Source organism: Streptomyces sp. NPDC028419 (genome assembly GCF_055565515.1).
In genome coordinates, this window is the sequence record NZ_JBVHUE010000027.1 from 77479 (window position 1) to 103002 (window position 25524).

The window sequence follows — 25524 nt, forward strand, 5'->3', positions numbered from 1 at the left end:
GTCATGTCCTCACTGGTCCTGGCTTGCGGCGGTGGCGTCGACGAGCGTGTCGATGAAGGCGGCGAGGTCGCGCAGCCGGGGGTTGGCGTAGACCGCCTTGACCGGCAGCGAGACGCCGAGTTCGGCGCGGACCCGGGACACCAGCTTGATCGCGAGCAGCGAATGACCGCCCAGCTTGAAGAAGTTGTCGTCGGGCCCGATGTGCGGGGCGCCGAGCACGACCGCCCAGACCCGGGCGATCAGCTGCTGCGAGCGGGTCAGCTCGGCGGCCTCCCCGGCGCTCGCCGCGGCCGGCTGCGCCGCGGGCGCCACCGGCGCGGGCAGCGCGGCGCGGTCCAACTTGCCGTTGGTCGTGGTGGGGAAGCGCTCCAGGGCCACGAAGGCCGAGGGGACCATGTAGCCGGGCAGCTCCGCGCCCAGCCGCTCGCGCAGCCCGGCCTCCGTCACCGCCCCCGCCTCCGCATCCGCGCAGCGGTAGTACGCGACCAGGCCCGGCGCTCCGTGGACGTCGTCCAGCAGCACCACGGCCGCCTCCGCGACCCCCGGGTAGGCGGCCACCGCGGCCTCGATCTCGGGCAGTTCGATGCGGTGACCGCGCAGCTTGACCTGCCCGTCGGCCCGGCCCAGGTAGCCGAGGCGGCCGTCCGGGAGCAGCCGCACGAGGTCGCCCGTACGGTACATCCGCCCACCGCCCGCGGGGGCCCGACCCGCGTCGGCCACGAACCGCTCCGCCGTCAGCCCGGGACGGCGGCGGTAGCCGCGGCCCACGCGCGGCCCCGCCAGGTAGAGCTCGCCGCTGCCGCCGACCTCCACCGGCTTCAGCTCCTCGTCCAGCACCCGCATCAGCAGGCCCGGCAGGACGGCGCCGATGTGGGGCTCGTCCGCCCCGTCGATCCAGCCCGCCGTGGAGTCCACGGTGCACTCGGTGGGCCCGTACAGGTTCACCGCGCGCAGCACCCCGGCGCGGGTGCGCTCCCCGATCCGCTGCCACAGGGCCGGGCTGATCGCCTCGCCGCCGATCAGCAGGGTCAGCGGGCGCGGCCCGCCGTCGGCGGTCAGCAGGTCCAGCAGCGGATCGGCGTGCGAGGGGGTGATGTCCAGGTCGGTCAGGGCCTGTTCGTCGACCAGCGCGGCCAGCAGCGCCGGGTCCGCGCGGGTCTCGTCGTCGATCATGACGAGGGTGTCGCCGCGGCAGATCCGCACCCACTGCTGCACGGAGGCGTCGAAGGACGGCGAGGCGTTCCAGCCGACCCGCCCGCCGTCGGTGACGGCGATCCCGGCGCCCTCCAGCTCGGCGAGCAGCGCGGCGGCGGCGGCGCGAACGATCTCGACGCCCTTGGGGCGGCCGGTGGAACCGGAGGTGTAGATGACGTAGGCCAGCGTGTCGGCGCCCACGGCCACCGGGGCGTACGGGCGCCCCTCGCCCGGCGCGGTCAGCTCGGCCACCGGCAGGTGCGGCACGCCCTCGGCGAGCGGCGTCGCGCCGGGGGCGGAGGTGACGACGAGGTCGGCGCCCGCGTCCTCGACGAGGTAGCGCTGCCGTTCGGCGGGCAGCTTCGGGTCCACGGGCAGGTACGCGGCCCCCGCGGTCAGCGTGCCGATCAGCGCTGCCACCAGGTCCGCGCCGCGCGGCAGGCACAGCGCCACCACGCTCTCGGGACCGATCCCGCGGGCGGCGAGCCGGTCCGCGATCCGCTGTGCCTCGGCGCGCAGCGCGTCGAAGTCCAGCTCGCGGTCGCCGGCGACCACGGCGGGTCGGGCCCCGGGCACCAGCGCGAGCCGCGCGAGCAGATCGGCGGGGGCGGGAGCGGGAGCGGGGGCCGCGGTACGGGGGAGGGGGAGCGGGAGGGCGGCGTCGAGGGTGCGGGGACGCTCGGGGAGCACGGCGGTCATGGTGGTCACTTCCCGAAGAGGGTGGTGGACGGCTGGGTGGCGGGGGAGCACGCGGCGAGCGCGACGGGCTCGCCCATGGCGACGAGGATCTTGCGGTCGCCCTTGAAGGCCTCGCGACCGTGCGCGCAGAGGATGTTGTCGACGATCATCAGGTCGCCCTGCTGCCAGGTCTCCCGTACGGTCACCCGCTCGTAGACCTCGTTGATCACGTCGACCTCGGCGTCCGTCAGCCGGGTGCCGTCGCCGAGGTAGGTGTTGAAGGGCAGGCCGTCCTCGCCGTACGTCTCCACGAGCACCTCGCGGATGTCCTCGTCCAGGGTCCGTACGTTCCAGAAGGCGAAGTGGTTGAACCAGGTGCGCTCGCCGGTCACCGGGTGGGTGACGATCGCCGAACGACGCTGGCGGGTGATCATCGAGTCGTCCTCGTCGAGCCACTCGTAGCCGACGACGTTCTCGTCGCAGTACGCCTCGGCGACGGCCTTGTCCTCGGTCGCGAAGGTCTTGTACCAGGGCAGCCCGGCCAGCTCGGAGTAGTTGCGCACGAGCAGCCAGCCCGCCCGCTCGAAGCGCTCCACCAGCTCCGGCGGCAGCAGCCGCAGCGCCTCGCGCATGTCACCGACGGTGGTCGCACCGCCCTCCTCGGGGGCGGTCACGCAGCCGAAGAGGAGCACACCGGGGAAGTCGAGGGTGTAGCTGTTCTCGTTGTGCAGGCGGATGGGCTGGAGGGCGGGCAGGTCGGTGGAGGAGAAGACGCCCTCGCCGAAGTCGGTGCGCGGAGTGGCCTTCTCCTTGTAACCGGCGCGCTGCTGGATGAGCGCGTCCCGGGCCCGGGCGAAGGAGGCCGCGTCCTCGACGGGCAGCCCGCGCAGCAGCACGGCGCCGCTGCGGTGCAACTCGGCCTGGATGGCGGCGCGGTGGGTGTCGACCCAGGCGACGGCGGCATCGAGGTCCAGGCCCTGCGGGGTGTGGACGACGACGGGCTTGCCGGGCTCGCGGACCGGGTCGATCCCGGTCCGCGCGGGGGCGGTGGCGAAGGTGGTCATGGAAGGTCCTTAAGGGAAAGGGAAGTTCGGGGCGGAAGGGGGCGGGCGGGCCGCGGGGTCGCCGCGCCCGGCGTGCGGGACCGGCTACGCGGACGTGGCGGCCGCGTGGGCGCCGAGGGCCCCGGAGAGCAGGTCGAAGAAGGCGGGCAGCTGCTGCTGGAAGTAGAAGTGGCCGCCGGGCAGGATCCGGGTGGCGAAGTCGTGGTCGGTGACCTCCGCCCAGCGCTCCAGGGCCTCGGCCGGCACCACCGGGTCGGCGTCCCCGCCGACCACCAGGACCGGGCAGTCCACCCGGGCCGCCTCGTCGGCGCAGCGGTAGACGTCGTCGATGGCGAAGTCCGCGCGGATGGACGGCAGGATGATCTCGCGCAGTTCCGGCTCGTCGAGGATCCCGTCGTCCGTGCCCCCGCGCTCCTTGATGGCCGCGACCAGCTGGTCGTCGTCGAGCCGCTCGGGGTACACCGCGCTCGGGTTGGGCAGGAACGGCGCCCGGCACGCGGAGGCGACGAGGTGGCGCGGCGTGTGCCCGGCCGCCTGCAGGAGCCGTACGACCTCGAAGGCGACCAGCGAGCCCATGCTGTGCCCGAGCACCACCAGGTCCTCGGTGACCCCGGCGGGCAGCGCGGCCACGACCGGGCCGGCCAGGTCCGCGATGTCGCGGGGGAGTTCCTCGGCGAACCGGGCGCCGCGGCCGGGGTACTGGCCGATCAGCAGCCGGACGTCGGCGGGCAGGTGCTCGCGCCATTCGGCGTAGGCGTGGGCGTTGCCCCCGGCGTGCGGCAGGACGAGCAGCGACAGGCGCTGCGGACCCTCGCCCGGCAGGTCCCAGACGACGTCGTCGGGGGCCGGGGCCGGGAAGTCGGCGTCGTGGCCGAGGTCGTGGCCGAGGTCTTGGCCGAGGCCGAAGGAGGCGGTGCTGGTCATGAGGAACTCCGTTCGTGGTCGGTGCCGGTGCGGCGGCGCAGGGCGGGGCGGGCCCGGCGGGGCGCGGCCGGTGCGCCGTCCGCCTCGGACCGTGCGGTCTCGATGCGGTGGGCGAGGGTGGCGGGGGTGGGGTTCTGGAAGATGTCGCGCAGGGAGAGGGCGACGCCGAGGGTGGTGGCGATCCGGTTGGTCAGGCGGGCGGCGAGCAGGGAGTGGCCGCCGTGGTCGAAGAAGCCGTCGTCGATGGAGAGCGGCGCGGGCGCGCCCAGCGCCTCGGTGAAGTAGCCGCGCACGGTCTCCTCCAGAGGAGTGCGGGGCTCGCGGCCGCCGACCGTGGTGACGGCCTGCGGGGCGGGCAGGGCGCGCTTGTCGATCTTCCCGTTGGGGGTGAGCGGCAGCCGGTCCAGCACCACGACGAAGGCCGGGACCATGTGGTCGGGGAGCAGGGTGCGCAGCCAGATGCGGATGTCCTGCGCGGAGGGCGCGGGGTCCGGGCCGGCGGCGGTGACGTAGGCCGTCAGCTGCGGGGTGCCGTGGTGGTCCGGGTGGGTGGCGAGCGTGGCTTGGGTGATGTGGGGGTGGGTGGTGAGGGTGGTTTCGATTTCGGTGGGTTCGATGCGGAAGCCGCGGATTTTGATTTGGGTGTCGGTGCGGCCGGTGTAGTGGAGGTTGCCGTGGGTGTCCCAGTGGGCTTGGTCGCCGGTGCGGTAGAGGCGGGTGCCGGGGGGTCCGTAGGGGTGGGGGATGAAGTGGGTTGCGGTGGTGGTGGGTTGGGCGAGGTAGCCGTGGGCGAGTCCGTCGCCGGTGAGGTAGATCTCGCCGGTGGTGCCGGGGGGTGTGGGGTTGAGGTGGGTGTCGAGGATGTAGGCGTGTTTGTTGGTGAGGGGGGTGCCGATGGAGATGGTGGATGGTGGGGTGTTCGTTCGTTGTGTGGTGTGGGTGGTGGTGAAGCCCATGGATTCGGCGGGGCCGTATCCGTTGGTGATGGTGAGGTGGGGGTGGGTTTGGTGGAGTGTGTGGATGTGGGTGGGGGAGGCGGGTTCGCCGCCGGTGTAGACGGTGTGGGTGGTGGTGAAGGTGTCGGGGTGTTCGTCGGTGAGGTAGTTGAAGAGGCTGGAGGAGAGTTGGAGCATGGTGATGTGGTGGTGGGTGGTGAGGGTGTGGATGAGTGCGGGTTCGGGGCGTTGTCCGGGTTGGAGGACGGTGGTGCCGCCGTGGAGGAGTGCTCCCCAGAATTCGAGGCTGAAGGCGTCCCAGGAGACGGGTGAGCATTGGAGGAAGGTTTCGGTGGGGCCGAAGGTGGCGTAGGTCTGGGCGGTGAGGGTGGAGATGAGGTTGCGGTGGCTGGAGAGGATGCCTTTGGGACGTCCGGTCGAGCCGGAGGTGAACATCACGCACGCCACGTCGTCCAAGGTCAGGCCCGGTGCGAGGGATTGAGCGCTCCGGCCGGCGATCTCCCCGCGCTCGCGGTCGACGAGGACGGTGTGCCAGGGGCCGGCGACCCGCTCGTGGTGTCCCGTGTCGGTGACGAGGGTGTGCAGGGTGGCGTCCTGGGCGGTGGCGGTGAGGCGTTCGTCGGGGAAGTCCGGGTCGAGGAGGGCGTAGCCGGCGCCGGTCTTGATGACGGCGAGGAGGGCGACGGCGAAGTCGGTGCCGCGCTCCAGGAGGATGCCGGCGAGGTGGCCGCGGGTCAGGCCGCGGGTGGTGAGGTGGTGGGCGAGTCGGTTGGCGCGCTCGCCCAGTTCGGCGTAGGTGAGTTCTTCGGCGCCGCTGATGATCGCGGTGTGGTCGGGGCGCAGGCGGACCTGTTCCTCGAAGCGTTCGGCGAGGGTGGCCTCCCCGATCTCGGTGCGCGTGCCCGTCCACTCCTCCAGGACCTGCCGACGCTCGACCGCACCCAACAACTCCACCTCGGACAGGGCGACTTCCGGCGACTCCACGACCTGTTCCAAGGTGCGCCGCAGCATCGCGACCATCCGCTCGACGGTCTCCTGCTCGTACAGGTCGGAGCTGAAGAGGACCGCGCCGGTCAACCCCGTGGCGTCCTCGGCCCGCAGCAGGAACTCCAGGTCGAACTTGACCGCGCCGGTCGCCAGCGCCTCGGCGCCGCCCGCCCGGACCCCGGCCAGCTCGGGACCGGCGGCCGGACCGCTCTCCAGGGCCAGGCAGACCTGGAACAGCGGGTGCCGGGACAGCGAGCGGACCGGGTTCACGGCTTCGAGGACCAGGTCGAAGGGGGCTTCCTGATGGGCGAAGGCGTCCAGGTCGGTGCCGCGGACCCGGGCCAGCAACTCACGGAAGGACGGGTCGCCGGAGGTGTCCGTCCGGAGCACCAGCGTGTTGACGAAGAAGCCCACGAGCGGGGCGAGCGCCTCGTCGGAGCGCCCCGCGACCGGTGATCCGAGGGGAATGTCCGTGCCCGCGCCCAGCCGGGTGAGGGTCGTGGCCAGTGCCGCGTGCAGCACCATGAAGGGCGTGCACCGCTCGGCGCGGGCCAGCTCCACCACCCGCTTGTGCAGGTCACCGCCGAAGTCCAGCCGGACCACCCCGCCCCGCCCCCCGGTGACCGCGGGCCGCGGCCGGTCGTGCACCAACCCCAGTTCCTCCGGCAGCCCGGCGAGCGCCGTGCGCCAGTAGTCGAGCTGGCCGCCGAGCACCTCGCCCAGCGCCGCGCGCTGCCACAGCGCGTAGTCGGCGTACTGGACCGCGAGTGCGGGCCACCGCGGGGCCCGACCGGCGCGCCGGTCGGCGTAGGCGAGGGACAGGTCCGCGAAGAGCGGGCCCAGCGACTGGCCGTCCGTGGCGATGTGGTGCAGCAGGACCAGCAGCGCGTACTCCTGCTCGCCGGTCTCGAAGAGGGTGACCCGCAGCGGGTGTTCGGCGCTCAGGTCGAAGCGGTGCTCCGCGGCCGCGATCAGCTCGGCGTCGACTGCCCCGGGGGCCACGGCGCGCACCTCGAACACGGGCGCCGTCGGCGTGGGCGGATCGACGACCTGGTACGGGTCCCCGTCCACCGTCGTGAAGCGGGTGCGCAGCGGCTCGTGGCGCGCCACCAGGTCGGCGAAGGCGGAGCGCAGCGCCGCCACGTCGAGGTCGCCGTCGAGCCGCACGGCCATCGGTACGTTGTACGAGGTCCCCCGCCCGCCGAGGTCCGACACCAGCCACAGGCGCTGCTGGGCGAAGGACGGTGGCAGCCGGTCGGGCCGCGGATCGGCGGCGGTGAGCGGCGCGAGCGGCGGGCGGCCGCCGACCGTGGCGATGTGCCGGGCCAGGGCCACCGGGGTGGGGTGCTGGAAGACGTCGCGGATCGTGAGGGCGACGCCGAGGGTGGTGGCGATCCGGTTGGCGAGGCGGGCGGCGAGCAGGGAGTGGCCGCCGTGGTCGAAGAAGCCGTCGTCGATGGAGAGCGGCGCGGGGCTCTCCAGGACCTCGCTCACCAGGGTCCGCACGAGCTCCTCCAGCTCGGTGCGCGGCTCGCGGCCGCCGGTGCTCAGGGGCGCCTCGATCGTGGGCAGGGCGCGCTTGTCGATCTTCCCGTTGGGGGTGAGCGGCAGCCGGTCGAGGACCGCGAAGTGGGACGGGACCATGTGCTCGGGCAGCCGCTCCCGCAGCCAGGCCTTGACGGCCGCCGGGCTCAGCTCGATGCCGGGGGCGGTGGTGACGTAGGCGTTGAGGTGCGTCGTGTGCGTGAGCGTGGCTTGGGTGATGTGGGGGTGGGTGGTGAGGGTGGTTTCGATTTCGGTGGGTTCGATGCGGAAGCCGCGGATTTTGATTTGGGTGTCGGTGCGGCCGGTGTAGTGGAGGTTGCCGTGGGTGTCCCAGTGGGCTTGGTCGCCGGTGCGGTAGAGGCGGGTGCCGGGGGGTCCGTAGGGGTGGGGGATGAAGTGGGTTGCGGTGGTGGTGGGTTGGGCGAGGTAGCCGTGGGCGAGTCCGTCGCCGGTGAGGTAGATCTCGCCGGTGGTGCCGGGGGGTGTGGGGTTGAGGTGGGTGTCGAGGATGTAGGTGTGTTTGTTGGTGAGGGGGGTGCCGATGGAGATGGTGGATGGTGGGGTGTTCGTTCGTTGTGTGGTGTGGGTGGTGGTGAAGCCCATGGATTCGGCGGGGCCGTATCCGTTGGTGATGGTGAGGTGGGGGTGGGTTTGGTGGAGTGTGTGGATGTGGGTGGGGGAGGCGGGTTCGCCGCCGGTGTAGACGGTGTGGGTGGTGGTGAAGGTGTCGGGGTGTTCGTCGGTGAGGTAGTTGAAGAGGCTGGAGGAGAGTTGGAGCATGGTGATGTGGTGGTGGGTGGTGAGGGTGTGGATGAGTGCGGGTTCGGGGCGTTGTCCGGGTTGGAGGACGGTGGTGCCGCCGTGGAGGAGTGCTCCCCAGAATTCGAGGCTGAAGGCGTCCCAGGAGACGGGGGAGCATTGGAGGAAGGTTTCGGTGGGGCCGAAGGTGGCGTAGGTCTGGGCGGTGAGGGTGGAGATGAGGTTGCGGTGGCTGGAGAGGATGCCTTTGGGACGTCCGGTCGAGCCGGAGGTGAACATCACGCACGCCACGTCGTCCGGGGTGAGCGGGGTCCGGGGGTTCCTGGTGTGCTGCGCCTCGATGTAGACGCGCTCCGCGTCGATCACCGTCGTGGTCCAGGGGCCCGGGAGGCGGGGCGCGTGCCGTGAGTCGGTGACGAGGGTGTGCAGGGTGGCGTCGTGGGCGGTGGTGGTGAGGCGTTCGTCGGGGAAGTCGGGGTCGAGGAGGGCGTAGCCGGCGCCGGTCTTGATGACGGCGAGGAGGGCGACGGCGAATTCGGTGCCGCGCTCCAGGAGGATGCCGGCGAGGTGGCCGCGGGTCAGGCCGCGGGTGGTGAGGTGGTGGGCGAGTCGGTTGGCGCGCTCGCTCAGTTCGGCGTAGGTGAGTTCTTCGGCGCCGCTGATGATCGCGGTGTGGTCGGGGCGCAGGCGGACCTGTTCCTCGAAGCGTTCGGCGAGGGTGGCCTCCCCGATCTCGGTGCGTGTGCCCGTCCAGTCCTCCAGGACCTGCCGGCGCTCGGCCGCACCCAACAACTCCACCTCGGACAGCGGTCGTTCGATGTCCTCCAGAGCCGTCGCGATGAAGCGGACGAAGCGGTCGTGATGTCCCGCGATCGCCTCGACGTCACACACGTCGGGCGAGGCGTCGAAGTCGATCCGCAGCCCGCCCTCCGCGCCGAGGTCGTAGATGCCGACCGCCAGGTCCTCCACCGGCCCGTTGCTCATGTTGTGCTGGGTGGTGGGCAGCCCGCAGAACGGCATGCCCGGCGTGAAGGCCATGATGTTGATCAGCGGGGCCGTGATCCGGCGCTCGGCCTCGCCGAGGCCGAGGTCGCGGCAGATGTCCTCGTATCGGGTCCGCTGGCGCTTGAGGTTCTGTCGGGCCTCGGCCCCCACCACGGCCAGCAGTTCGGCGAGGGTGCCCGCCTCCGCGACCGGCACCCGCAGCGGGATGACGTTCGAGAGCATGCCGGGCGTGCGCCGCGTCAGCTCGGTGGACCGGGCCGTCACCGGCAGCCCCAGCGACAGCTCGGTGGCCCCGCTGACCCGGTGCACGTACGCCCCCACCAGGGCGATCATCAGCATCGTCCACGTCGAGCGGTGCGCCCGGGCCACCTCGCGCAGCCGGTCCGCCTGCGCGGGCGGCAGCAGCAGGGTCCGCCGTACGAAGGGGAGCGCGGCCGCGCCGCCCGGCTCCCGCGCGGTGCGGCCCTCGCCGAGCCGCGGGGTCGGCGCCAGGCCGGCCAAGTGCCCGGCCCAGTAGGCCCGATCGGCCGCGCCCGCCTCCGAGGCGCGGTACTGGGCGTCCTCCGCCAGTACCGCCGCCAGCGAACCGAAGGGGCTCGGCCCCGCGGGCTCCCCGGCAGCCGCCCGCTCGTAGAGCTCGACCAGCCGCCGGTCCAGCAGGGCGATGCCCATGCCGTCGATGGCCAGGTGGTGGAAGGCCCCGAAGTAGAACCACCGCTGCGGCCCGTCCACGCCGCCGCCCGCCCTGATCAGCGCGTGTCGGCTCAGCCAGCCCTCGGCCAGATCGAACGGCCGGGCCAGCTCGGCCGCCATCCACGCCCGGGCGGCCGCGGCCGGATCCGGCTCCCCGCTCAGGTCGAGCCGCACCAGCCGGTCCGCACCCGGTTCCGGCCGCACCAGCTGCCACAGCCCCTCCTCGTCCGAGCCGGTGCCGCGGATGCGCATCGCGTCCGCCTCGCGGGCCACCTGGTACCAGCACGAGGCGAACAGCTCGGCGTCCAGGGGGCCGAGGATCTCCCGGTGTTCGCCGATGTTGTAGCGGCGACCGGTGGTGTCGAGCCCGTGGGCCATCCAGATGTCGCGCTGCGCTGCCGACAGGGGCAGCCGCACAGCGGCCGGCCCGTGCGCGGCGCTCTGTTCAGACGGCTTGCGGGGCATGCGGGGACTCCTCGTGATCGCTTCGGTGGTGGGGCGGGGGCAGATCAGATCGGGGTGCTCTCGTCCGGCCAAGCGCCATCCAATGCCCCGGCGGGGGACGCGGGCGGCAGTTGCGACGGCACTCCGCAAGCAGTTCAGGGGGTGGGGGAAGCTGCCGATGCTGCCTGTGCCGGGCAGGCGGACCGTACGATCCCCAGCACCCGGAAGCGGGAACTGCCGCCCTCGTGGGCGGCCCGCACCACCCCGCTGATCAGCAGCTCGCGCAGCATCCGGCCGCACTCGGAGAGGTTGCGGCCGGTCAGGGCCGTGATGTCGACCAGCTCGAAGTCCTCCCCGGCGCGGGCGCACAGGGCGGCGAGCAGCTCTCGGGGGCCGGGCGCCAGCCGCGCCATCCGGTCGGAGAGCAGCCGGTGGAAGGCATCGCCGCCGGCGGCTCCGCCGAGGTGGTCGAGCAGCGGGACCGGGTCGGCGTCCAGGGCGTGGCACAGGGCGGCCAGGTCGCGGACCACCAACCAGGACGCGGCGGCGGCCAGTGCTCCGGGATGCCCGTCGAGCCGGCGGCAGAGGAAGGCGGTCCGCTCCAACTCGGCGGGTCCGGCGACGAATTCGGGACGCACGCGGCGCACGTGGTCCAGGAACACCCGCACGGCGGGGGAGGCGGCGACCACCGGCTCGGCGGCGTCCCGCGCCGGGACCACCAGCGGGGAGAGCAGGAAGATCCGCTCGCCCGGGGCCTCCCAGGGCTGCTCGGAGGTGACCAGCAGCCGCAGCCCCGGGCAGTCGCGCAGCAGCCGGGTGAGCCGCTCGGCGCCGGGCGCGCGGGGCGGGGCGCCGTCGAGGACGAGCAGCGCGGCCCGGTCCCCGAGGAGCCCGGCGAGCCCTTCGTCGGCGCCGTCCGCCGCGGCGGCGTCGTAGAGCTCCGCGACCGCGGCCGCGACCCGTACCGTCAACTCCCCGTCCGCTGAGGGGAGATAGTCGGTGGGTCTGCCCGGGAACGCGAACCACAGCACCGGCATCCCCTCCCCGTGCAGCCGACCCGCGACCTCCAGCGCCAGTCGCGTCTTGCCCACCCCGGTCAGTCCCACCACGTTCACCAGCCGCTCCGCGCCACTGGACAGCTCGCGGGCCAGCACCGCCACCTCGCCGTCGCGCCCCATCAGCGGGTGCAGCGCGGTCGGCGGCGCCGGCGGTTCGGTCAGGGCGTCCCGCCCGGCGCCGGGGGGGGGGGGGGGGGGGGGGGGGGGGGGGGGGGGGCGGGGGAGGGGGGGGGGGGGGGGGGGGGGGGGGGGGGGTGGGGGGGGTGGGGGGGGCGTCCGCCCCCCCCCCCCCCCCCCCCCCGCGGCCCGCCTGGGCCGCGGCCTCCAGCGCCGCACGGGCCCGGGGTCCGAGCCGCAGCGCCTCGGCCATCAGCCGCACCGTGTCCGTACGGGGGCGGCGCGCCTTGCCCTGTTCCAGGTCGCGGATGGCCCGCACGCTGATCGTGGAGAGGTCGGCCAGCTCCCGCTGGGTGAGGCCGATCCGCAGGCGGTGCGCCCGTATCAAGGCGCCGAGCTGGGCGGATTCCTGCGTCGAGCTGGTCAGCGTGGCCGTGTTCATATGCGCTCCCGGCATGGGTGTGGGGGAACGGCGGGGCCTGGGGTGATGTGGCCCGGTTCCGGATTCCCATACTCGCCAGCGCGCTATCCCGGGGGCATCGCGGCGGGCCCGTCCCCCGCTATCACCGGGGGACGGGGCTCCGCGGCGTCGTTATCGCGACGATAACGAGGACTGATCCCCGTGATAACGCGACGATAGGAGCGGGACCGGTGCGGAGATTCCACCCCTGCCTAAGTTGGTGTCCAGAAAGAAGGAAGCGCCCCGGAAGACCGGAGCGCACCGACGGAAGGACACCTCGAATGAGCATCGCCCACGCCCTGCGGACCGCCCTCGTCACCGCCGCCCTCGCCGGCGCCGCCGTACTCGGCACCCAGGTCGCCTTCGCCGACAACGCCGCCACCGGCGGTACGGGCAGCGCCACCACCACCGAGCCCGGCAGCGCCAAGTCCGGCGCCGGTCAGGACGACGGCGCCGCGCCGCAGGCCGTCGTCCCCTCCCCGACCGCCAGCAAGGACACCAACCCCTGGGACTGAACCTCTGGGACTGCCCCCTGGGGCCGACCCGGCACAGCGCAGGTCAGGCCCCGGCGACGGAACCCGCCGCCGGACCATCGCCCAACAACACCCGCGCCTGCGTCAGTTCCGGCTCCATCCGCCGGTCCCGGAACGTGCGCACCGCGCTCTCCAGCAACTCCCGGGAACGGGAACGCTCACCGCAGCCGTGGGCCGACGAGAGCAGCCGCGCCAGATCGAGGCGCACCAGCGCGGCGCCACCGTGATCCATGATCTGCTCCCGCACCGACAGCGCCTGGTCGAAGAAGGCCACCGCCGCCGCGTCCCGACCGAGCTCGGCGTGCGCCTGACCGAGGTCCCGCAGCAGGTGCCCCTGGCCGATCACGTCGCCGGTGTCCCGGCACAGCTCCAACACCTCGGTGAACGTGCGCACCGCTCCCTCGTGTTCGCCCTGGCTCTGCAACAACTGCCCCGCCCGGCGCAGCGTCCGGGCCTGGCCGCCCGTGTACCCCACCGACCGGTAGATGCCGAGCGCCTCGTCGAGCCTGCTCTGCGCGGTCGCGCTCTGCCCGCGCAGCATCCAGATCTGCGCGCTCTGGGTCAGTACGATCGCCCGGCCCACCACGTCGCCCACCCGGTCGAAGTCCCGCAACGCCCGGTCGTACAGCGCGAGCGCCCGGTCCTCGTTGCCCCGCATCCGCTCCAGGAGCGCGAGGTCGCGGTGGCACAGCGCCAACCCCTGCCGGTCGCCGAGCTCCTCGAAGAGGCCGAGCGCCGAGGTCAGCGCCGCCCGTGACTCCTCGTGCTGGCTGCGGCCCAGGTGCAGGACGCCGAGGGAACTCAACAGCGCCGCGCTGCCCCGCTTGTTGCCCGCCGAGCGGACCGCGTCCAGGGCGAGCCGGTGCGTACGCTCCCAGTCGTCGAAGTAGCCGCGCGCCTCGAACAGGGTCGCCAGCGTGGTCGCCAGGTCCCAGCACAGCTCGTCCATGTTCTCGCGCGCCGCGTGCTCCACGGCCTGCACCAGGTTCGCGTGCTCGCTGTCGAGCCACTCCAACGGCTCCACCAGCAGCTCCGTCACACAGCTCGCCGGCGGCTCCCAGCGCGGCGCCGAGCCGTGCAGCACCGTGAAGTCCCCGCCGTAGATGCGCCGGTGGGCCTGCTCGGCCAGGGCCATCCAGCCGCCCATCATCCGGCGCAGCGCCCCCGACTGGGCCGCCGGATCGTCATGGGTGGCGAGCTGCTCGCGCGCGAAGACCCGGATGATCTCGTGGAAGCGGTAGCGGAAGCCGCCGGTGCTCTCCACCCCGACCACGTCCAGCATCTGTACGTCGACCAACGGCTCCAGCAGGTCGGAGGGGAAGGGGCGGTCGTCGTCCAGCAGCGCTCCGGCGAGCCAACCGGGCAGGGTGGGCCCCTGCGCCAGGCTCAGCAGCCGCAGCAGTCTGCGGTCGGCGGGGCCCAACCCGTCGTGGGTGAGCGAGAGGCTGGCCCGCATCGTCATCTCGCCGTGCGTCAACTCGTCCAGCCGGTGCCGCTCGTTGGCGAGGCGGTGCACCATCGAGGCCAGCGTCCAGTGCGGGCGGGCGGCCAGCCGGGCCGCCACGATCCGCAGCGCGAGCGGCAGCCCGCCGACCGTCCGGGTCAACGCTTCGGCGGCGACGGCCTCGCCCGCCACCCGGTCCTCGCCGATCATCCGGACCAGCAGCTCCAGCGACCGCTGCGTGTCCAGGGCGTCCAGCTCCACCCGGTGCGCGCCGGGCAGCGCGGTCAGCCGGACCCTGCTGGTCACCAGGACGGCGCAGCTGTTGCTGCCGGGCAGCAGGGGGCGGATCTGGCTCTCGGACGCCGCGTCGTCCAGGACCACGAGCACCCGCCGGGAGGCGAGCAGCGTGCGGTACATCTCCGCGCGCTCGTCCTGGGACTCGGGGATGACCGGGCCGGGGATGCCGAGGGCGCGCAGGAAGCGGCCCAGCACCTCGGTGGAGGTGGCCGGGGTGCCGGTGCCGCGCAGATCGCAGTACAACTGCCCGTCGGGGAAGCCGGTTTCGCTGACCCGGTGGGCGATGTGCGTGGCCAGGGTCGACTTGCCGGTGCCCGGCTTGCCGACGATGACCGCGAGTCCGACGGCCCGCCGCCCGCGCCCGCCCGCGCCCCCTTCGGCCGGCGCGCCGAGCAGGGTCCGCTCGATGCGCAGGATCTGTTCCTCGTCCCCGACGAAGTCCGAGGTATCGGCCGGAAGTTGTCGGGGCAGTTCCTCCCGGTATCCGCTCTGCGGGCCCGGTCCGGAGGCCGTGTCGGGCCCCGCCGCGCCCCCGGCGGACGCTCCCGCGACCGGCCCCGTGGCGGGTCGGCCACCGACCCCCGGGGCGCTTTGGGGCGCGGGGCCGCGCACGCTCGCGTACGGGCTGATGCCCACCGGCGCGCCCGTGCTGACCTGGGCACCGCCGGCCGTCACCGGATCCGGCGCCGCCGTGCCCGCGGCGACGCGGGCGGCGGGTACGCCCTCCGCCTCCCCGGCGCCCGGCCCTTCACGCGGACCGACCGGGGCGGGCCCGGGAGCGGCGCTCGCGAGGGAGCCCGGGGTGGCCGGCGCGCGGTCGCCCCCGGCCTGCGGGAGGGCCCCCGGAGGGGCGACTTCCGCGGAGAGAATGGCTGATTCCAACCGCCGTAGTTCGGCGCCCGGTTCGAGCCCCAGCTCGTCGATGAGCAGCTCCCGGCCGACCCGGTAGGTCTCCAGGGCCTCCGCCTGCCGCCCGGAGCGGTAGAGCGCGAGCATCAACTGGCCCCGCAGGCCCTCGCGCAGCGGGTGCACGTGGACCAGCAGTTGGATCTCACCCACCAGTTGGTGGTGGCGGCCGAGTTCGAGTTCCAGCCCGATCCGGGTCTCGGCAGCGGTCAGCCGCTCCTCGTCCAGCTGGCGCGCCTTGCTGCGCAGCGTCTCGCTCGACACCCCGCTGAGGCAGTCGCCGAGCCACAGTTCGCCGGCCGCGCGCAGCAGTTCGACGGCCTCCGCCGCACGGCCCCCCTTGGCCGCCGTCCGCGCGTCGGCGACCCGGCGGGCGAAGACGGCCGCGTCGACCGAGTCGACCGAGTCGCCTTCGGTGCGCAGCACGTACCCCGGGGGCCGGGTGGTGATGGCGGCCGCGATGCCCGCCGTGGAGAAGAGCTTGCGCAGCCGGGACACGCAGATCTGCACCTGGGTGCGCGCCGTGTCCGGCGGCTCGTCGTCCCAGATCAGGTCGACCAGGTAGTCGGTGCTGACCACCCGGTTCGCTTCCAGCAGCAGCGCCGCGAGGATGACCTCCTGCCGGCCCGGCGGTATCCGCACGGGCCCGCCGCACCCCGTGACCTGTAAAGGGCCGAGGATCCGGAAGACGGGCGCGTCTGGGGTCGACGAAGGCGTCCCGCCGGGTGAATCGGTCATGAGTCTCCCAGCTGGAGGGCACGCCTGATGCGCTCAAGGGTGAACGGAGATGGGGTGGAGAACCGAGATCAGTCTTCCCGAATGACTCTTCGGTTGTCCATGGTGTGGAGATTATGTGTGACGGTGTGGCCGCTCGGTGTGAACAGCGGATTTCAGCCGGTCAGCGCGTAGGCGGACGCGGGTGGAGGGCTCCCGGTGATAGGACCGGGATAGTCGTGAGTTGCGGCCGCGGCGCACGGTGTGAGTGCCGGTACCCCGCCGGGTGCGTTGTGACGAGAGGACCCCCACATGAACAGTCGGCCCGGTCGGATCCCGGGACGGATCCCGCCCAGTCGCGTCATCACCGACTCGGGGGTCGAACACGCCCGTCTCGCCTACCACTACCTCGACACCGGGGACCTCGACGGCTACGGCTCCCTGCTCGACGGGGACGCCGGGGGCGGCCGCGCACTGGAGCGGTTCGCCACCGGCGGCACCCACGAGATCCACCGCATCGTCGCCGACGGCGACTGCGTGGTCGTGATGGGCCTCAGCCCCGAACGGCGCGAGTTCGTCGATGTGTTCACCCTGTCGGACGAGGGGATGCTGCGGGACTGTCGCCGCTACTTCGGTCACGTCCACCCGTAGGGGCGGGGCGGTCGAAACTTCCTGGTCGAGCGGCGGCGCGATGTGCGATCTTGGCTCATGCGCACCCTGCGGGCCAAGACCGTGAACACCCTCGGCACCACGATACGCACGGCGGCCCCCGCGTCCGCCGTCACCGCCGGACTGATCGCCGTCCTGGTGGGCGTCACCAGTTCCGCCGCCATCGTCTTCACCGCGGCACGCGCCGCGGGCGCGGACGACCGGGAGGTCACCTCCTGGATGCTGGCCCTCGGCGTCGGCATGGGCGTGACCTGCATCGGCCTCTCGCTGCGCTACCGCGCGCCGGTCATCACCGCCTGGTCCACCCCGGGCGCCGCCCTGTTGGTGTCGGGGCTCCACGGCGTCACGATGGCGCAGGCCATCGGCGCCTTCCTCGTGTCGGCCGCGTTGATCGTGCTCAGCGGGCTCACGGGCTGGTTCGAGCGGATCATGGGCAGGATCCCGGTGCCGCTCGCGGCGGGTCTGCTGGCCGGGGTGCTCGTACAGTTCGGAACCGGCCTCTTCCGCAGCATGAACGACCACTTCGCCGTCGTCTTCGCCCTCTTCGCGACCTACCTGCTGGGCCGCAGGCTGCTGCCCCGGTACGCGATCGTCCTCGCGCTCGTCGTGGGCGTGGCCGTCGCGGCCGGCCAGGGATCGCTGCGGCCCGGGCTGGTCCACCTCGCGCTCGCCGAACCGGTCCTCACGGCTCCCGAGTTCTCCTGGCAGGTGATCGTCAGCGTGGCCCTGCCGCTGTTCGTGGTCACCATGGCCTCGCAGAACCTGCCGGGCGTCGCGGTGTTGCGCGGCGACGGGTACGGCGGGGTCCCGGTGTCCCCGCTGATCACGTGGACGGGCACCACCAACCTCCTGCTCGCGCCCTTCGGGTGTTTCGGTCTGAACCTGGCCGCCATCACGGCCGCGATCTGCACCGGGCGCGAGGCGCACGAGGATCCCGACCGTCGCTATCTCGCCGGAGTCTGGGCCGGGCTGTTCTACCTGTGCGTCGGCGTCTTCGGCGGCACGGTCAGCTCCCTGCTCACCGCGCTGCCCACCGCGCTCATCCTCGGCATCGCCGGCCTCGGGCTGCTCGGCACCATCGCCAACTCGCTCTCCTCCGCGCTGTCCGACGAGACGTTCCGCGAGGCCGCCGTGGTCACCTTCCTGGCCACCGCCTCGGGCGTGACCCTGCTGGGGATCGGGTCCGCCTTCTGGGGGCTGCTCGCCGGGGCGCTGACCCTGCTGGTGACGCGGGGCCTGCGGCGCGCTCCCTGAAACCCGGGCGACCATGACCGGTCATCAGGGGCGCGTCGGGGTCGGCTCGGGGTGATTCCCGATACGCGGTCAACCCCGCGGCGTACAGGATCACCCCATGAGCGACCGAGCAGCCACCCACCGCCCGCACACCACCAACATGACCTGGACCCAAGGGGGTTGGAGCCCCCGGCGGATCGCCCTGACGCGCGCCGCCTTCTACGCCGGCCCGCTGTGCATGCTGGTCTACGGAGCCGTCCGGCTCAGCGCCCCCGAGCACCGGCCGGACCTCTCCTGGGCCGTCGGGCACCTCGCCATGACCCTCGGGGTCGTCCTCTTCGGGGCCGTCTTCTCGGGGCTGCGCCGACTGGTCGGACCGGTCGGCGCGGCCGGTCGGCGCAGCGCCGGCGCCGCGACCGCACTCGGTCTGATCGGCGTGTTGGCCGTCACCGCCCAGGGGGTGATCGACATCGTCGTGGGTCTGCGCGCGGCCGACCGGCCCGCCATGAAGCAGCTCTTCGAGCAGGTCCAGAGCCAGCCAGGAGTGATGCCCGCCGTCTACACCGTCGGCCCGATGCTCTTCTACGTCGGCCTGGTCTGGCTCGTCGTGCAGCTCGCGGCCGCGCGCCGCATCGCCGCCTGGCGTCCCGTGGCCGTGGTGCTCGGCGTGGCCGCGATGGCCGTCAGCCTGGACCTGATCCCGCTCGGCGCCGCCCTCTTCTGCGCGGCCCTCTCCCCGCTGGCGCGCGAACTGACCGCCCCCGCCACCGCTCCGCGGTGACGCTTATGATCATGAGGATCATGGGGGAACGCTGCCGCGCGGACCGCCTCGCCCGGGGCGCGCCGAGCGACGGCGCGGTGGACGAGCTGCTCGTCCACGCCCCCACCGCGCCGGGTGATCCGGTCCCCGGCTGACGAAACGAGTCCCGCATGCCGTACCTGGTCCGCCACGTCTCACCGGCCGCTCCGGCCCTGCGCCTGGTGTGCTTCCCGCACGCGGGAGGCGGCGCGAGCTTCTTCCGCGGCTGGGCGCGCCACCTGGCCCCGTCCGTCGAGCTGTTGGCGATCCAGTACCCGGGCCGGGAGAACCGCTTCACGGAACCGCTGGTGGCGGAGCTCGCCGAACTCGCGGCCGGCGCCACCACCGAGCTGTTGGCCGAACCCCCGCGCACCACCGTGCTGTTCGGGCACAGCATGGGCGCGATGGTGGCCTACGAGACCCTGCTGCGCCTGGAGGCCTCGGGCGCCACGCACTTCACCCGGCTCTGCGCCTCCGGACGAGCCCTGGACGCGCCCCCGGTCGGCGCCGGCGAGGTGACGGACGCCGAACTGATCGCCTCCGTCACGGCACTCGGCGGGTCACACGCCGAGGTCTGGGAGAATGCCGAGCTGCGCGAGATGCTGCTCCCGATCATCCGCAACGACTACCGCCTGATCGACTCCTACCGGCGCGCCCCCGGTACCCCGCCGCTGCGCGCGGAGGTCCTCGCCCTCTCCGGCGACGCCGACCCCCGCATCACCCCGGACCAGGCCGCCCTCTGGGCCACCGCCACCACGGGCCCCTTCTCCAGCGAGGTCTACGACGGCGCCCACTTCTACCTGACCACCCACGCCGCCAGCGTGGCGCGGCAGGCGGTGGCGGGGTTGTAGCACCCCTGCCGGTCGACGCGGCACGTCCTACGCCCCGCCCTCGAACATCTCGCCCGCGGGGGTGCCCGCGAGCCATCGGGCGGTCCAGGCGGCCGCGTCGTCACGACGCCCCAGGTGGGCCGTGGCCTGGGGCTCGCCTTCGAGCAGCGAAGCGAGGCTGTCCGTCAGGGCGGTGCCGGCCAGGAAATGGGCCAGCGGTGCGACCGAGGCGGCGGCCCCGGGCGTGACGGGACCTCCGTGGGCGAGCGAATTGCGCACGGACCGCAAGCGATCGACCGCGCGCGACCAGCGGTCGTCGAGCTCCGCGTGCCAGCCCCGCATGCCCTCCGCCCCCGCCACCCGCCCGGCCGCGCCCCGCGCACGGCGGCGCTGCTTGCTGTGGACCGGGTAGACCTCCACCAGCTCGGGCAGTACGGAGACGAAGCCGGGGAGGTCGACGCGCATGCCCCCGCGCCCGTACCGCACCACCCTGCGGTGCAGCGCCCCGGCGGCCCGGCCGACCTCCGGCGGGAACTGCGCCAGGTCGTCGCCGGCGTGCCAGGCCACCTGCGTCAACGCGACGGTGATCCGGTGCCGGATCCAGGCGTTCTTGTGGAAGTCGTCGAGGTAGCGGTACCACTCCTGGCCCGAGACCCTGGTGGCGAGCAGTTCGAGGATGCGCACGTCCATCACGACCGCCGGCAGCGCGGGCTGCGTACCGGAGGCCTTCCACCAGCCCACCGCGTCGATGACGTCGGAGAGGTCCGAGCCGGCTCCGGGCAGGTGCGCGGCGATGCGCGGGGCCATCCGGTCCAGCCGCTCGGCCGTGGCCTCCATGGGCAGGTGCGGTACGCCGAACTCCTCATCGGCCGGCCAGAACGCGTGGTGGGAGACGAGGTCGCCGTCGACCGTGTGGACGTGCCCGTTGTACATCTCCCAGCCGCGGAAGTCCTGCGGGAACGTGGCGGCCAGGATCAGGGACCGGGCCTGGAGGCGCGAGACGGCCGGGGCGTCCGCCAGCGCGCCCACCCCGAGATCGACGCGCACGAGCACCACGTGCGGCGCGTCCGGGAAGCCGTCGGCGGGGAAGAAGGATCCGTCCCGGGTCACCTCGTCCGGCAGCAGGTGCCGGTGGGGGCCGTCCTCGGCCGCGTTGCCCTGGAACCACTCCCGGTCGTACAGGGTGATCGAGCCGAAGGTCTGCACCATGCCCGTGATCCGCGCCTTCGCGAAGGCGTGCCACACCACGTGGTGGCCCCGGCGCGGGGCGGCCGTCAGCAGGCGCGCGGCGAGGTCGAGCCGCTCCTCCTCGGACAGGCCGGCCACCGCTCGCGCGTCCCGTCGCGCCGCCGGCGCGTCCGGGCCGGTGGCCTCCCGCAGGGCGTGCCGGGCCCCGCGGACGTCCAGGGGCCGGTCGCGCAGGACGCCCGCGACGACGCCCAGCAGCCCGGCGCAGCCGCGCTGGGACCGCTCCAGGAGGGCGCGGAGCAGAGCGGCGCGCAGGCGGACGACCTCGTGGTCCAGGCCGTCCCGGACCGAGGACGCCAGGTCCCGCCACGCCAGGAGCAGGTGGTCCTCGGCGCAGGACTCCCGGTCGAGCGCGAGCAGCAGCCGGCGGGCCCGCGCCACCCGCTCGTGCGCCCCCACCGCGGGCAGGCCCGCCAGCGCGGAGCGCAGCGCGTCGAGGTGGGGGGCCAGCCCGCGCGCGTACCGCGGTCCCAGGCGGTCGGCGCCGTGGTCGAAGTCCGCGAGCGCGGCCCGCCAGTAGAAGGCGTGCCGCTTCTCGAAGTCGCGCGGGTCCTCCAGCCAGGAGCGGAGCTGGTCGAGGGTCTGCGGGAAGGTCAGGTCCACCTCGTCCGTCTCGTACCAACGGTCGCCGAGGGCCTCCGCCAGCGCGAAGGTCCACGGCGGATCGACTACGACGTGCCCGAAGAACATGTGCTCCAGTCTGCCCGTTCGCGGGGGCGCGGGGGCAACGGGTCAGCGGCAGAGCTCCATGACGGTCTCCTCGAAGTCCGGGAACTCGCCGGTCGCCCGCTCGATCACGGCGGTGGCCGAGCGGCGCCGGTCCGGCGCGAACCGCTCGGCGATCTCCGCGAACTCCGGCGGGGCGGGCGCCGTTCCGCCGGGCTCGTACGTGGTGACGGCTTCCAGCGGCCCGCAGCCGTCGGCCAGCAGCCACAGGAAGTCGCCCAGGTCGCGCGCGACGACGCCGGTCTCCCCCTCGGACCCGAGGAAGACGACGGGCTGCTCCTCCAGCGGCCGGCCCGGGCGCACCGACCAGAACGCCGCGTACCCGCCCGTGCCGTCCTGTCCGAAGACGTGGAAGTCGCTGCCGTCCACCTCGTCGTTCCCGGTCCAGGCCTGGAACCAGTCGGTCGTCTCGGCGACGGACAGGAAGGCGGGGAAGGGCTCGAAGTCGACGCCGTGGCCGTCGGCGTAGTCGAACGGCACGGCCATCGCGGCGGCGAGCGCGGCGGGGAACGGGAGGTCATCGTCGTACGTCACCGCGACAGGCTAGCCAGCGGCTCCGACCACGGTGACCGGGGGTGTGGCCGGGGGCGACGGCGCCCGTGCACCGCGCCCGCGGATCAGCCCCTCGCGTGCTGGCGCAACGAAGCGGCCAGGAGGTGCGAGTCGAGCAGCGAGGCGTCCGCCGTGCGGTCCGCCCGCGCGTAGCCCGCCAACATCCGCTTGGTGAGGACGAGCGCCTCGGGCGAGCGCCGCAGGAGGGGCCCGGTCCAGGAAGCGACCACCTTGTCCAGCTGGTCGAGGGGGGCGATCCGGTGGAGCAGGCCGAGGCGGTGGGCCGTCCCGGCGTCGAAGACGTCGCAGGTGAGCATGAGCTCGCGGATCCGGGAGGCGCCGACCTCGCCGACCAGGCGTCCCATCGCCCCGCCCCACGCCGGCGGCAGCCCCACGCCCACCTCCGGCATGCGGAAGCGGCTGGTGTCGGCGCCGGCGCGCAGGTCGCAGAAGGAGGCGAGGGCGAGACCCGCGCCGATGACCCGCCCGTGCAGCCGGGCGATCGTGACCGCGTGGGTGTTCTCCAGGGCCTGGCACAGCCGGTGCGCCTTGTCGGCGATGCGCCGCAGACCGACCCCGGACGGATCGGCGGCCAGCGCCTCCTGGTACTCGCCCCGGTCGGCGCCGAGGCAGAAGTCCGTACCCAATGACGAGAGCGTCAGGATCCGGACGTCGGGTCTCTCGTGCAGGTCGTCCAGGAGGTTGATGAGGTCGTCCAGGACCGCGGCGTCCACGGTGTCGTCCTGCCCCCAGGGGTTGAGGCGCACGTGCAGTACGGGGCCGTCCTGGTCGACGCGCACCGCCTTGGGGGCGATCCGGGCGCGCGCGGGAGCCGGGCCGGGGGTGGGGGCGTGGGTGGGCGTGGGGGAGCGGGTCGGGTCGGGGGAGCGGGGCGATTCGATCATGCGACGGCTACGTCCAGGTTCAGCAGGCGTCGGAACGCCACGCGGGGCGCCATCGACGGGGGGCGTACGAGGGTGAGGCGCGGCAGGCGCCGGATCAGCTGGTGGAGCAGGGTCGTCGCTTCGAGGCGGGCCAGCGGCGCGCCGAGGCAGTAGTGGATGCCGCCGCTGAAGGCGAGGTGGCCGGGGGTGCGCCGGGGGTCGAAGCGGTCCGCGTCGTGGTGTCGGGCCGGGTCCCGGTGCGCCGCGCCGACCAGGAGGTGGACCATCTCGTCCCGGTGGATCTCGATGCCGCCCAGTACGCGGTCCCGCGAGGCGACCCGGCTGATCACGTGGGTGGGCGGGTCGTAGCGCAGCGATTCCTCCACGAACCCGGACACGAGGTCGGGGTCGTCGGCGACCGCGTCCCAGCGCTCGGGGCTCTCGACGAGCCGGAGCGCGGTCGTCGACAGGAGCGTCGAGGTGGTTTCCAGCGCGGCCAGCAGGATGAACAGCACCAGGAAGTAGACGGCCTCGTCGGCCTTGTCCCGGTCGGGCTCGATCCCGTCCCAGGTGCGGATCCACCGGGTGACGGGGTCGTCGCCGGGGCGTTCGCGTCGTTCGCGCACCAACTCCGTGAAGTAGGAGCGCAGTTCGGCCGTGGCCGCGTCCGACAGGGCCAGTTGGCTGGCCGACGGGAGCAGTTCCTGGGCGAAGACCTGGTCGTGCGTCAACTCCCGCAGCCTGGCCCAGTCCGCCTGGGGCAGCCCGAGCCAGCCGCCTATGGTGGCCACCGGCAGCTCCTCGCAGACGAGCGCGGAGAAGTCGGCCTCGCCGGTGCGTATTCGCTCGGTGAAGGTGTCGAGGAGGCGATCCGTGGTCCGGTCCACGTGGCGGCCGATGCACTCCATCGTGGACCGGTCGAAGGTGCCGGCCGCCCGCCGCACCTTGGTGTGGTCCGGGGTGTTGAGGGCGGCCAGCGTGTTGCTCATCTCGCGCGAGGAGGAGGCGTTCCAGCGCGTCCCCGACTCCTGGCGCGCGCGCCAGGCCCGGTCGGGCTCCAGCCACTCGCGGCTGCGCAGGATCTGGTCGCAGGCGGCGAAGCCGGTCACGACGGAGCCGCCCCAGGGGGCGGGTACGACCTCACCCCGCGCGAGCAGCTCCGCGTAGATGGGGAAGGGGTCCGCCTGGCCCCCGGCCGTGCGCAGGCGGGAGAAGAGGGACGCGGACGCCCTGCGGTCGTACGACGGAGTTGTGGCAACCCCCATGATGGCGGCTCCTTTCTGAAGACCAGCCGCCATGCATACCCACATGATCGTTAAAGCATCCATGGCGGCGGCTACTCAGGAGGTTCGTGGGACTGATGGGGTCACATTCGCCTCATTCACCACGGGTCCAGGCCAGAAAGCGACTGAACAGGCCGCCCTTGGCCTGCGATGCCTGCGACGCGCCACCGGCCTTCGCGCGCGCCGGTCCGGCGTGGGACGGCCCGGTGTGGGACGACGGGGCGGTGGCGCCGGCGGGCGGGGGCGTGACCGGCTGCTGCTGGTGCGGCTGACCCGAGGTCGACGCCTCGGCCGCCTGGGGAGCGGAGCGCGGCGTGAAGCGGATCGGGAGGGTGACCAGCTTGCGGCTCCACGGACTCGGTGCCCAGGTGAGCGACTTGAACGGGACGCGCATCTCGACGTCCAACAGCTGGTTCAGCAGCGCCTCCACGGCCGTCACCGTGATCATGAAGGCCGGGTCCTTGGCGGGGCAGGCGTGCGGACCCGCGCCGAAGGCCAAGTGCGCCTTGGTGTTCAGCTGTTCGCGGTGCGCGGTCAGCTTCGGGTCGGTGTTGGCCGCCGCGAAGGAGATCAGCACCGGGTCGTTGGCCCGGACCACCCGGTTGCCGAGTTCGATGTCGTGCGTCGGGTAGTGGGCGGCGTAGTTGGCGATCGGCGCGTAGTTCCAGAGGGTCTGCGAGACCGCGTCCTCGACCGGCAGGCCGACCTGCCAGTCCTCGCCGAGGTACAGGGCGCTGCTGGTTCCGATGGCGGCGGCGAGCGGGGCCGTACCACCGGAGAGCAGGGTGACCAGCTGGTGCAGCACCTCCTCGTCGCTGAGCTGCGCCGGGTGCTCCATCAGGCGCGTCGTCAGGTCGGCCGTCGGCCGCCGCCGCTTGAGGGCGATCAGCTCGGTGAGCGCCCCGCCCAGGACCTCGTCGGCCCCGGGGGTCCCCTCGAAGATGCCGCTGATCCCGGCGATCACCCGGTCGCCGATCTCGGGCGGGCAGCCGAACAGGTCGCTGAAGACCAGCAGGGGCAGCGGCTGGGCGTACTCGGCCATCAGCTCCGCCTGCCCGAGCACATCGGTGCTGAACTGGCTGATCAAGTAGTGGGCGGACTGCTGCGTCTGCCGGATGAGCTGGTGCTCGTTGACCGTGGCGAGACTGTCGGTGACCGCCCGCCGCAGTCGGGCGTGTGCGGCGCCGTCGCTGAAGAGCGCGTTCGGGCGGTAGCCCATCATGGGCAGCGCCGGGCTGTCGGCCGGGACGCGACCTTCGGCCAGGGCGTTCCAGCGGCGGGAGTCGCGCACGAAGGAAGCGGGGTTCTGCAGGACGTAGAGGGCCGCGTCGTAGGTGGTGACGAGCTCGGCCTGGACGCCGGGGGCGATGTCCACGGGCGCGCTGTGCCCGAAGGAACGCAGCTGCGCGTAGTGGCTGTCGGGATCGGCCCCGAAGGCGGCGCCGTACAGCTGGACGTTCCCGTGCGCGGGGCAGCCGGGGGGTATCTCCTGGGGGTCACGGGGCTGTTGCATTCCTGCGCT

General features: G+C 73.4%; 17 protein-coding genes and 1 pseudogene. 6 read left to right on the plus strand and 12 right to left on the minus strand.

Features of this window, described 5'->3' with window-relative positions; genetic code table 11:
* Nucleotides 1-9: 9 nt before the first annotated feature.
* The 6 genes and pseudogenes from ACZ4UB_RS27925 to ACZ4UB_RS27950 all read right to left on the minus strand — a co-directional run.
* Nucleotides 10-1893, minus strand: coding sequence for a non-ribosomal peptide synthetase (locus ACZ4UB_RS27925; RefSeq protein WP_468074328.1), 1884 nt, complete (start codon nt 1891-1893; stop codon nt 10-12).
* Nucleotides 1894-1898: 5 nt separating this feature from the next.
* On the minus strand, nt 1899-2936 hold the full coding sequence (locus ACZ4UB_RS27930) for a TauD/TfdA family dioxygenase (RefSeq protein WP_468074258.1): 1038 nt from the start codon (nt 2934-2936) through the stop codon (nt 1899-1901).
* A gap of 84 nt (nt 2937-3020) precedes the next feature.
* Nucleotides 3021-3860, minus strand: a complete 840-nt coding sequence (locus ACZ4UB_RS27935) for a thioesterase II family protein (RefSeq protein ID WP_468074260.1) — start codon at nt 3858-3860, stop codon at nt 3021-3023.
* A complete protein-coding gene (locus ACZ4UB_RS27940; RefSeq protein WP_468074330.1) occupies nt 3857-10270 on the minus strand; it encodes an amino acid adenylation domain-containing protein in 6414 nt (2137 codons plus the stop codon). Before ACZ4UB_RS27940 ends, ACZ4UB_RS27935 begins: the two co-directional genes overlap by 4 nt.
* Nucleotides 10271-10404: 134 nt before the next feature.
* Nucleotides 10405-11427 (minus strand): helix-turn-helix domain-containing protein, encoded by a 1023-nt coding sequence (locus ACZ4UB_RS27945; protein WP_468074332.1) that lies wholly within the window; start codon nt 11425-11427, stop codon nt 10405-10407.
* A 265-nt stretch (nt 11428-11692) separates the two neighbouring features.
* A pseudogene (locus ACZ4UB_RS27950) lies at nt 11693-11881 on the minus strand (helix-turn-helix domain-containing protein); the annotation flags it as partial.
* Nucleotides 11882-12165: 284 nt separating this feature from the next.
* Here ACZ4UB_RS27950 and ACZ4UB_RS27955 point away from each other — a divergent pair.
* A complete protein-coding gene (locus ACZ4UB_RS27955; RefSeq protein ID WP_354383812.1) occupies nt 12166-12399 on the plus strand; it encodes a hypothetical protein in 234 nt (77 codons plus the stop codon).
* Nucleotides 12400-12442: 43 nt separating this feature from the next.
* On the opposite strand, the gene ACZ4UB_RS27960 is transcribed toward ACZ4UB_RS27955, so the two are convergent.
* Entirely contained in the window at nt 12443-15706 is a 3264-nt protein-coding gene (locus ACZ4UB_RS27960) for an AfsR/SARP family transcriptional regulator (protein WP_468074262.1), read from the minus strand.
* Nucleotides 15707-16090: 384 nt separating this feature from the next.
* On the opposite strand from ACZ4UB_RS27960, the gene ACZ4UB_RS27965 reads away from it, so the two are divergent.
* The 5 genes from ACZ4UB_RS27965 (at nt 16091) to ACZ4UB_RS27985 (ending at nt 19330) form a co-directional block, all read left to right on the plus strand.
* Complete coding sequence (locus tag ACZ4UB_RS27965; RefSeq protein WP_354383814.1) at nt 16091-16429, plus strand: hypothetical protein; 339 nt, start codon at nt 16091-16093, stop codon at nt 16427-16429.
* 57 nt (nt 16430-16486) lie between these two features.
* Nucleotides 16487-17701, plus strand: coding sequence for a benzoate/H(+) symporter BenE family transporter (locus ACZ4UB_RS27970; protein WP_468074264.1), 1215 nt, complete (start codon nt 16487-16489; stop codon nt 17699-17701).
* A gap of 97 nt (nt 17702-17798) precedes the next feature.
* A complete protein-coding gene (locus ACZ4UB_RS27975) occupies nt 17799-18461 on the plus strand; it encodes a hypothetical protein (RefSeq protein WP_468074266.1) in 663 nt (220 codons plus the stop codon).
* Nucleotides 18462-18472: 11 nt separating this feature from the next.
* Nucleotides 18473-18595 (plus strand): hypothetical protein, encoded by a 123-nt coding sequence (locus ACZ4UB_RS27980; RefSeq protein ID WP_468074268.1) that lies wholly within the window; start codon nt 18473-18475, stop codon nt 18593-18595.
* Between the two features lie 15 nt (nt 18596-18610).
* Nucleotides 18611-19330, plus strand: coding sequence for a thioesterase II family protein (locus ACZ4UB_RS27985; protein ID WP_468074270.1), 720 nt, complete (start codon nt 18611-18613; stop codon nt 19328-19330).
* A 27-nt stretch (nt 19331-19357) separates the two neighbouring features.
* On the opposite strand, the gene ACZ4UB_RS27990 is transcribed toward ACZ4UB_RS27985, so the two are convergent.
* From ACZ4UB_RS27990 to ACZ4UB_RS28010, 5 genes are all read right to left on the minus strand, one after another.
* A complete protein-coding gene (locus ACZ4UB_RS27990; RefSeq protein ID WP_468074272.1) occupies nt 19358-21247 on the minus strand; it encodes a hypothetical protein in 1890 nt (629 codons plus the stop codon).
* 42 nt (nt 21248-21289) lie between these two features.
* Nucleotides 21290-21817: an SMI1/KNR4 family protein gene (locus ACZ4UB_RS27995; RefSeq protein ID WP_468074274.1), complete on the minus strand. Its 528-nt coding sequence runs from the start codon at nt 21815-21817 to the stop codon at nt 21290-21292.
* 83 nt (nt 21818-21900) lie between these two features.
* The gene (locus ACZ4UB_RS28000) at nt 21901-22740 is read right to left on the minus strand and encodes an enoyl-CoA hydratase/isomerase family protein (protein ID WP_468074276.1); all 840 of its coding nucleotides are present in this window, start codon (nt 22738-22740) and stop codon (nt 21901-21903) included.
* Nucleotides 22737-23984 (minus strand): cytochrome P450, encoded by a 1248-nt coding sequence (locus tag ACZ4UB_RS28005; protein ID WP_468074278.1) that lies wholly within the window; start codon nt 23982-23984, stop codon nt 22737-22739. The genes ACZ4UB_RS28000 and ACZ4UB_RS28005 overlap by 4 nt, the downstream gene beginning before the upstream one ends.
* A 112-nt stretch (nt 23985-24096) precedes the next feature.
* Nucleotides 24097-25515, minus strand: coding sequence for a cytochrome P450 family protein (locus ACZ4UB_RS28010; protein WP_468074280.1), 1419 nt, complete (start codon nt 25513-25515; stop codon nt 24097-24099).
* Nucleotides 25516-25524 lie beyond the last annotated feature (9 nt).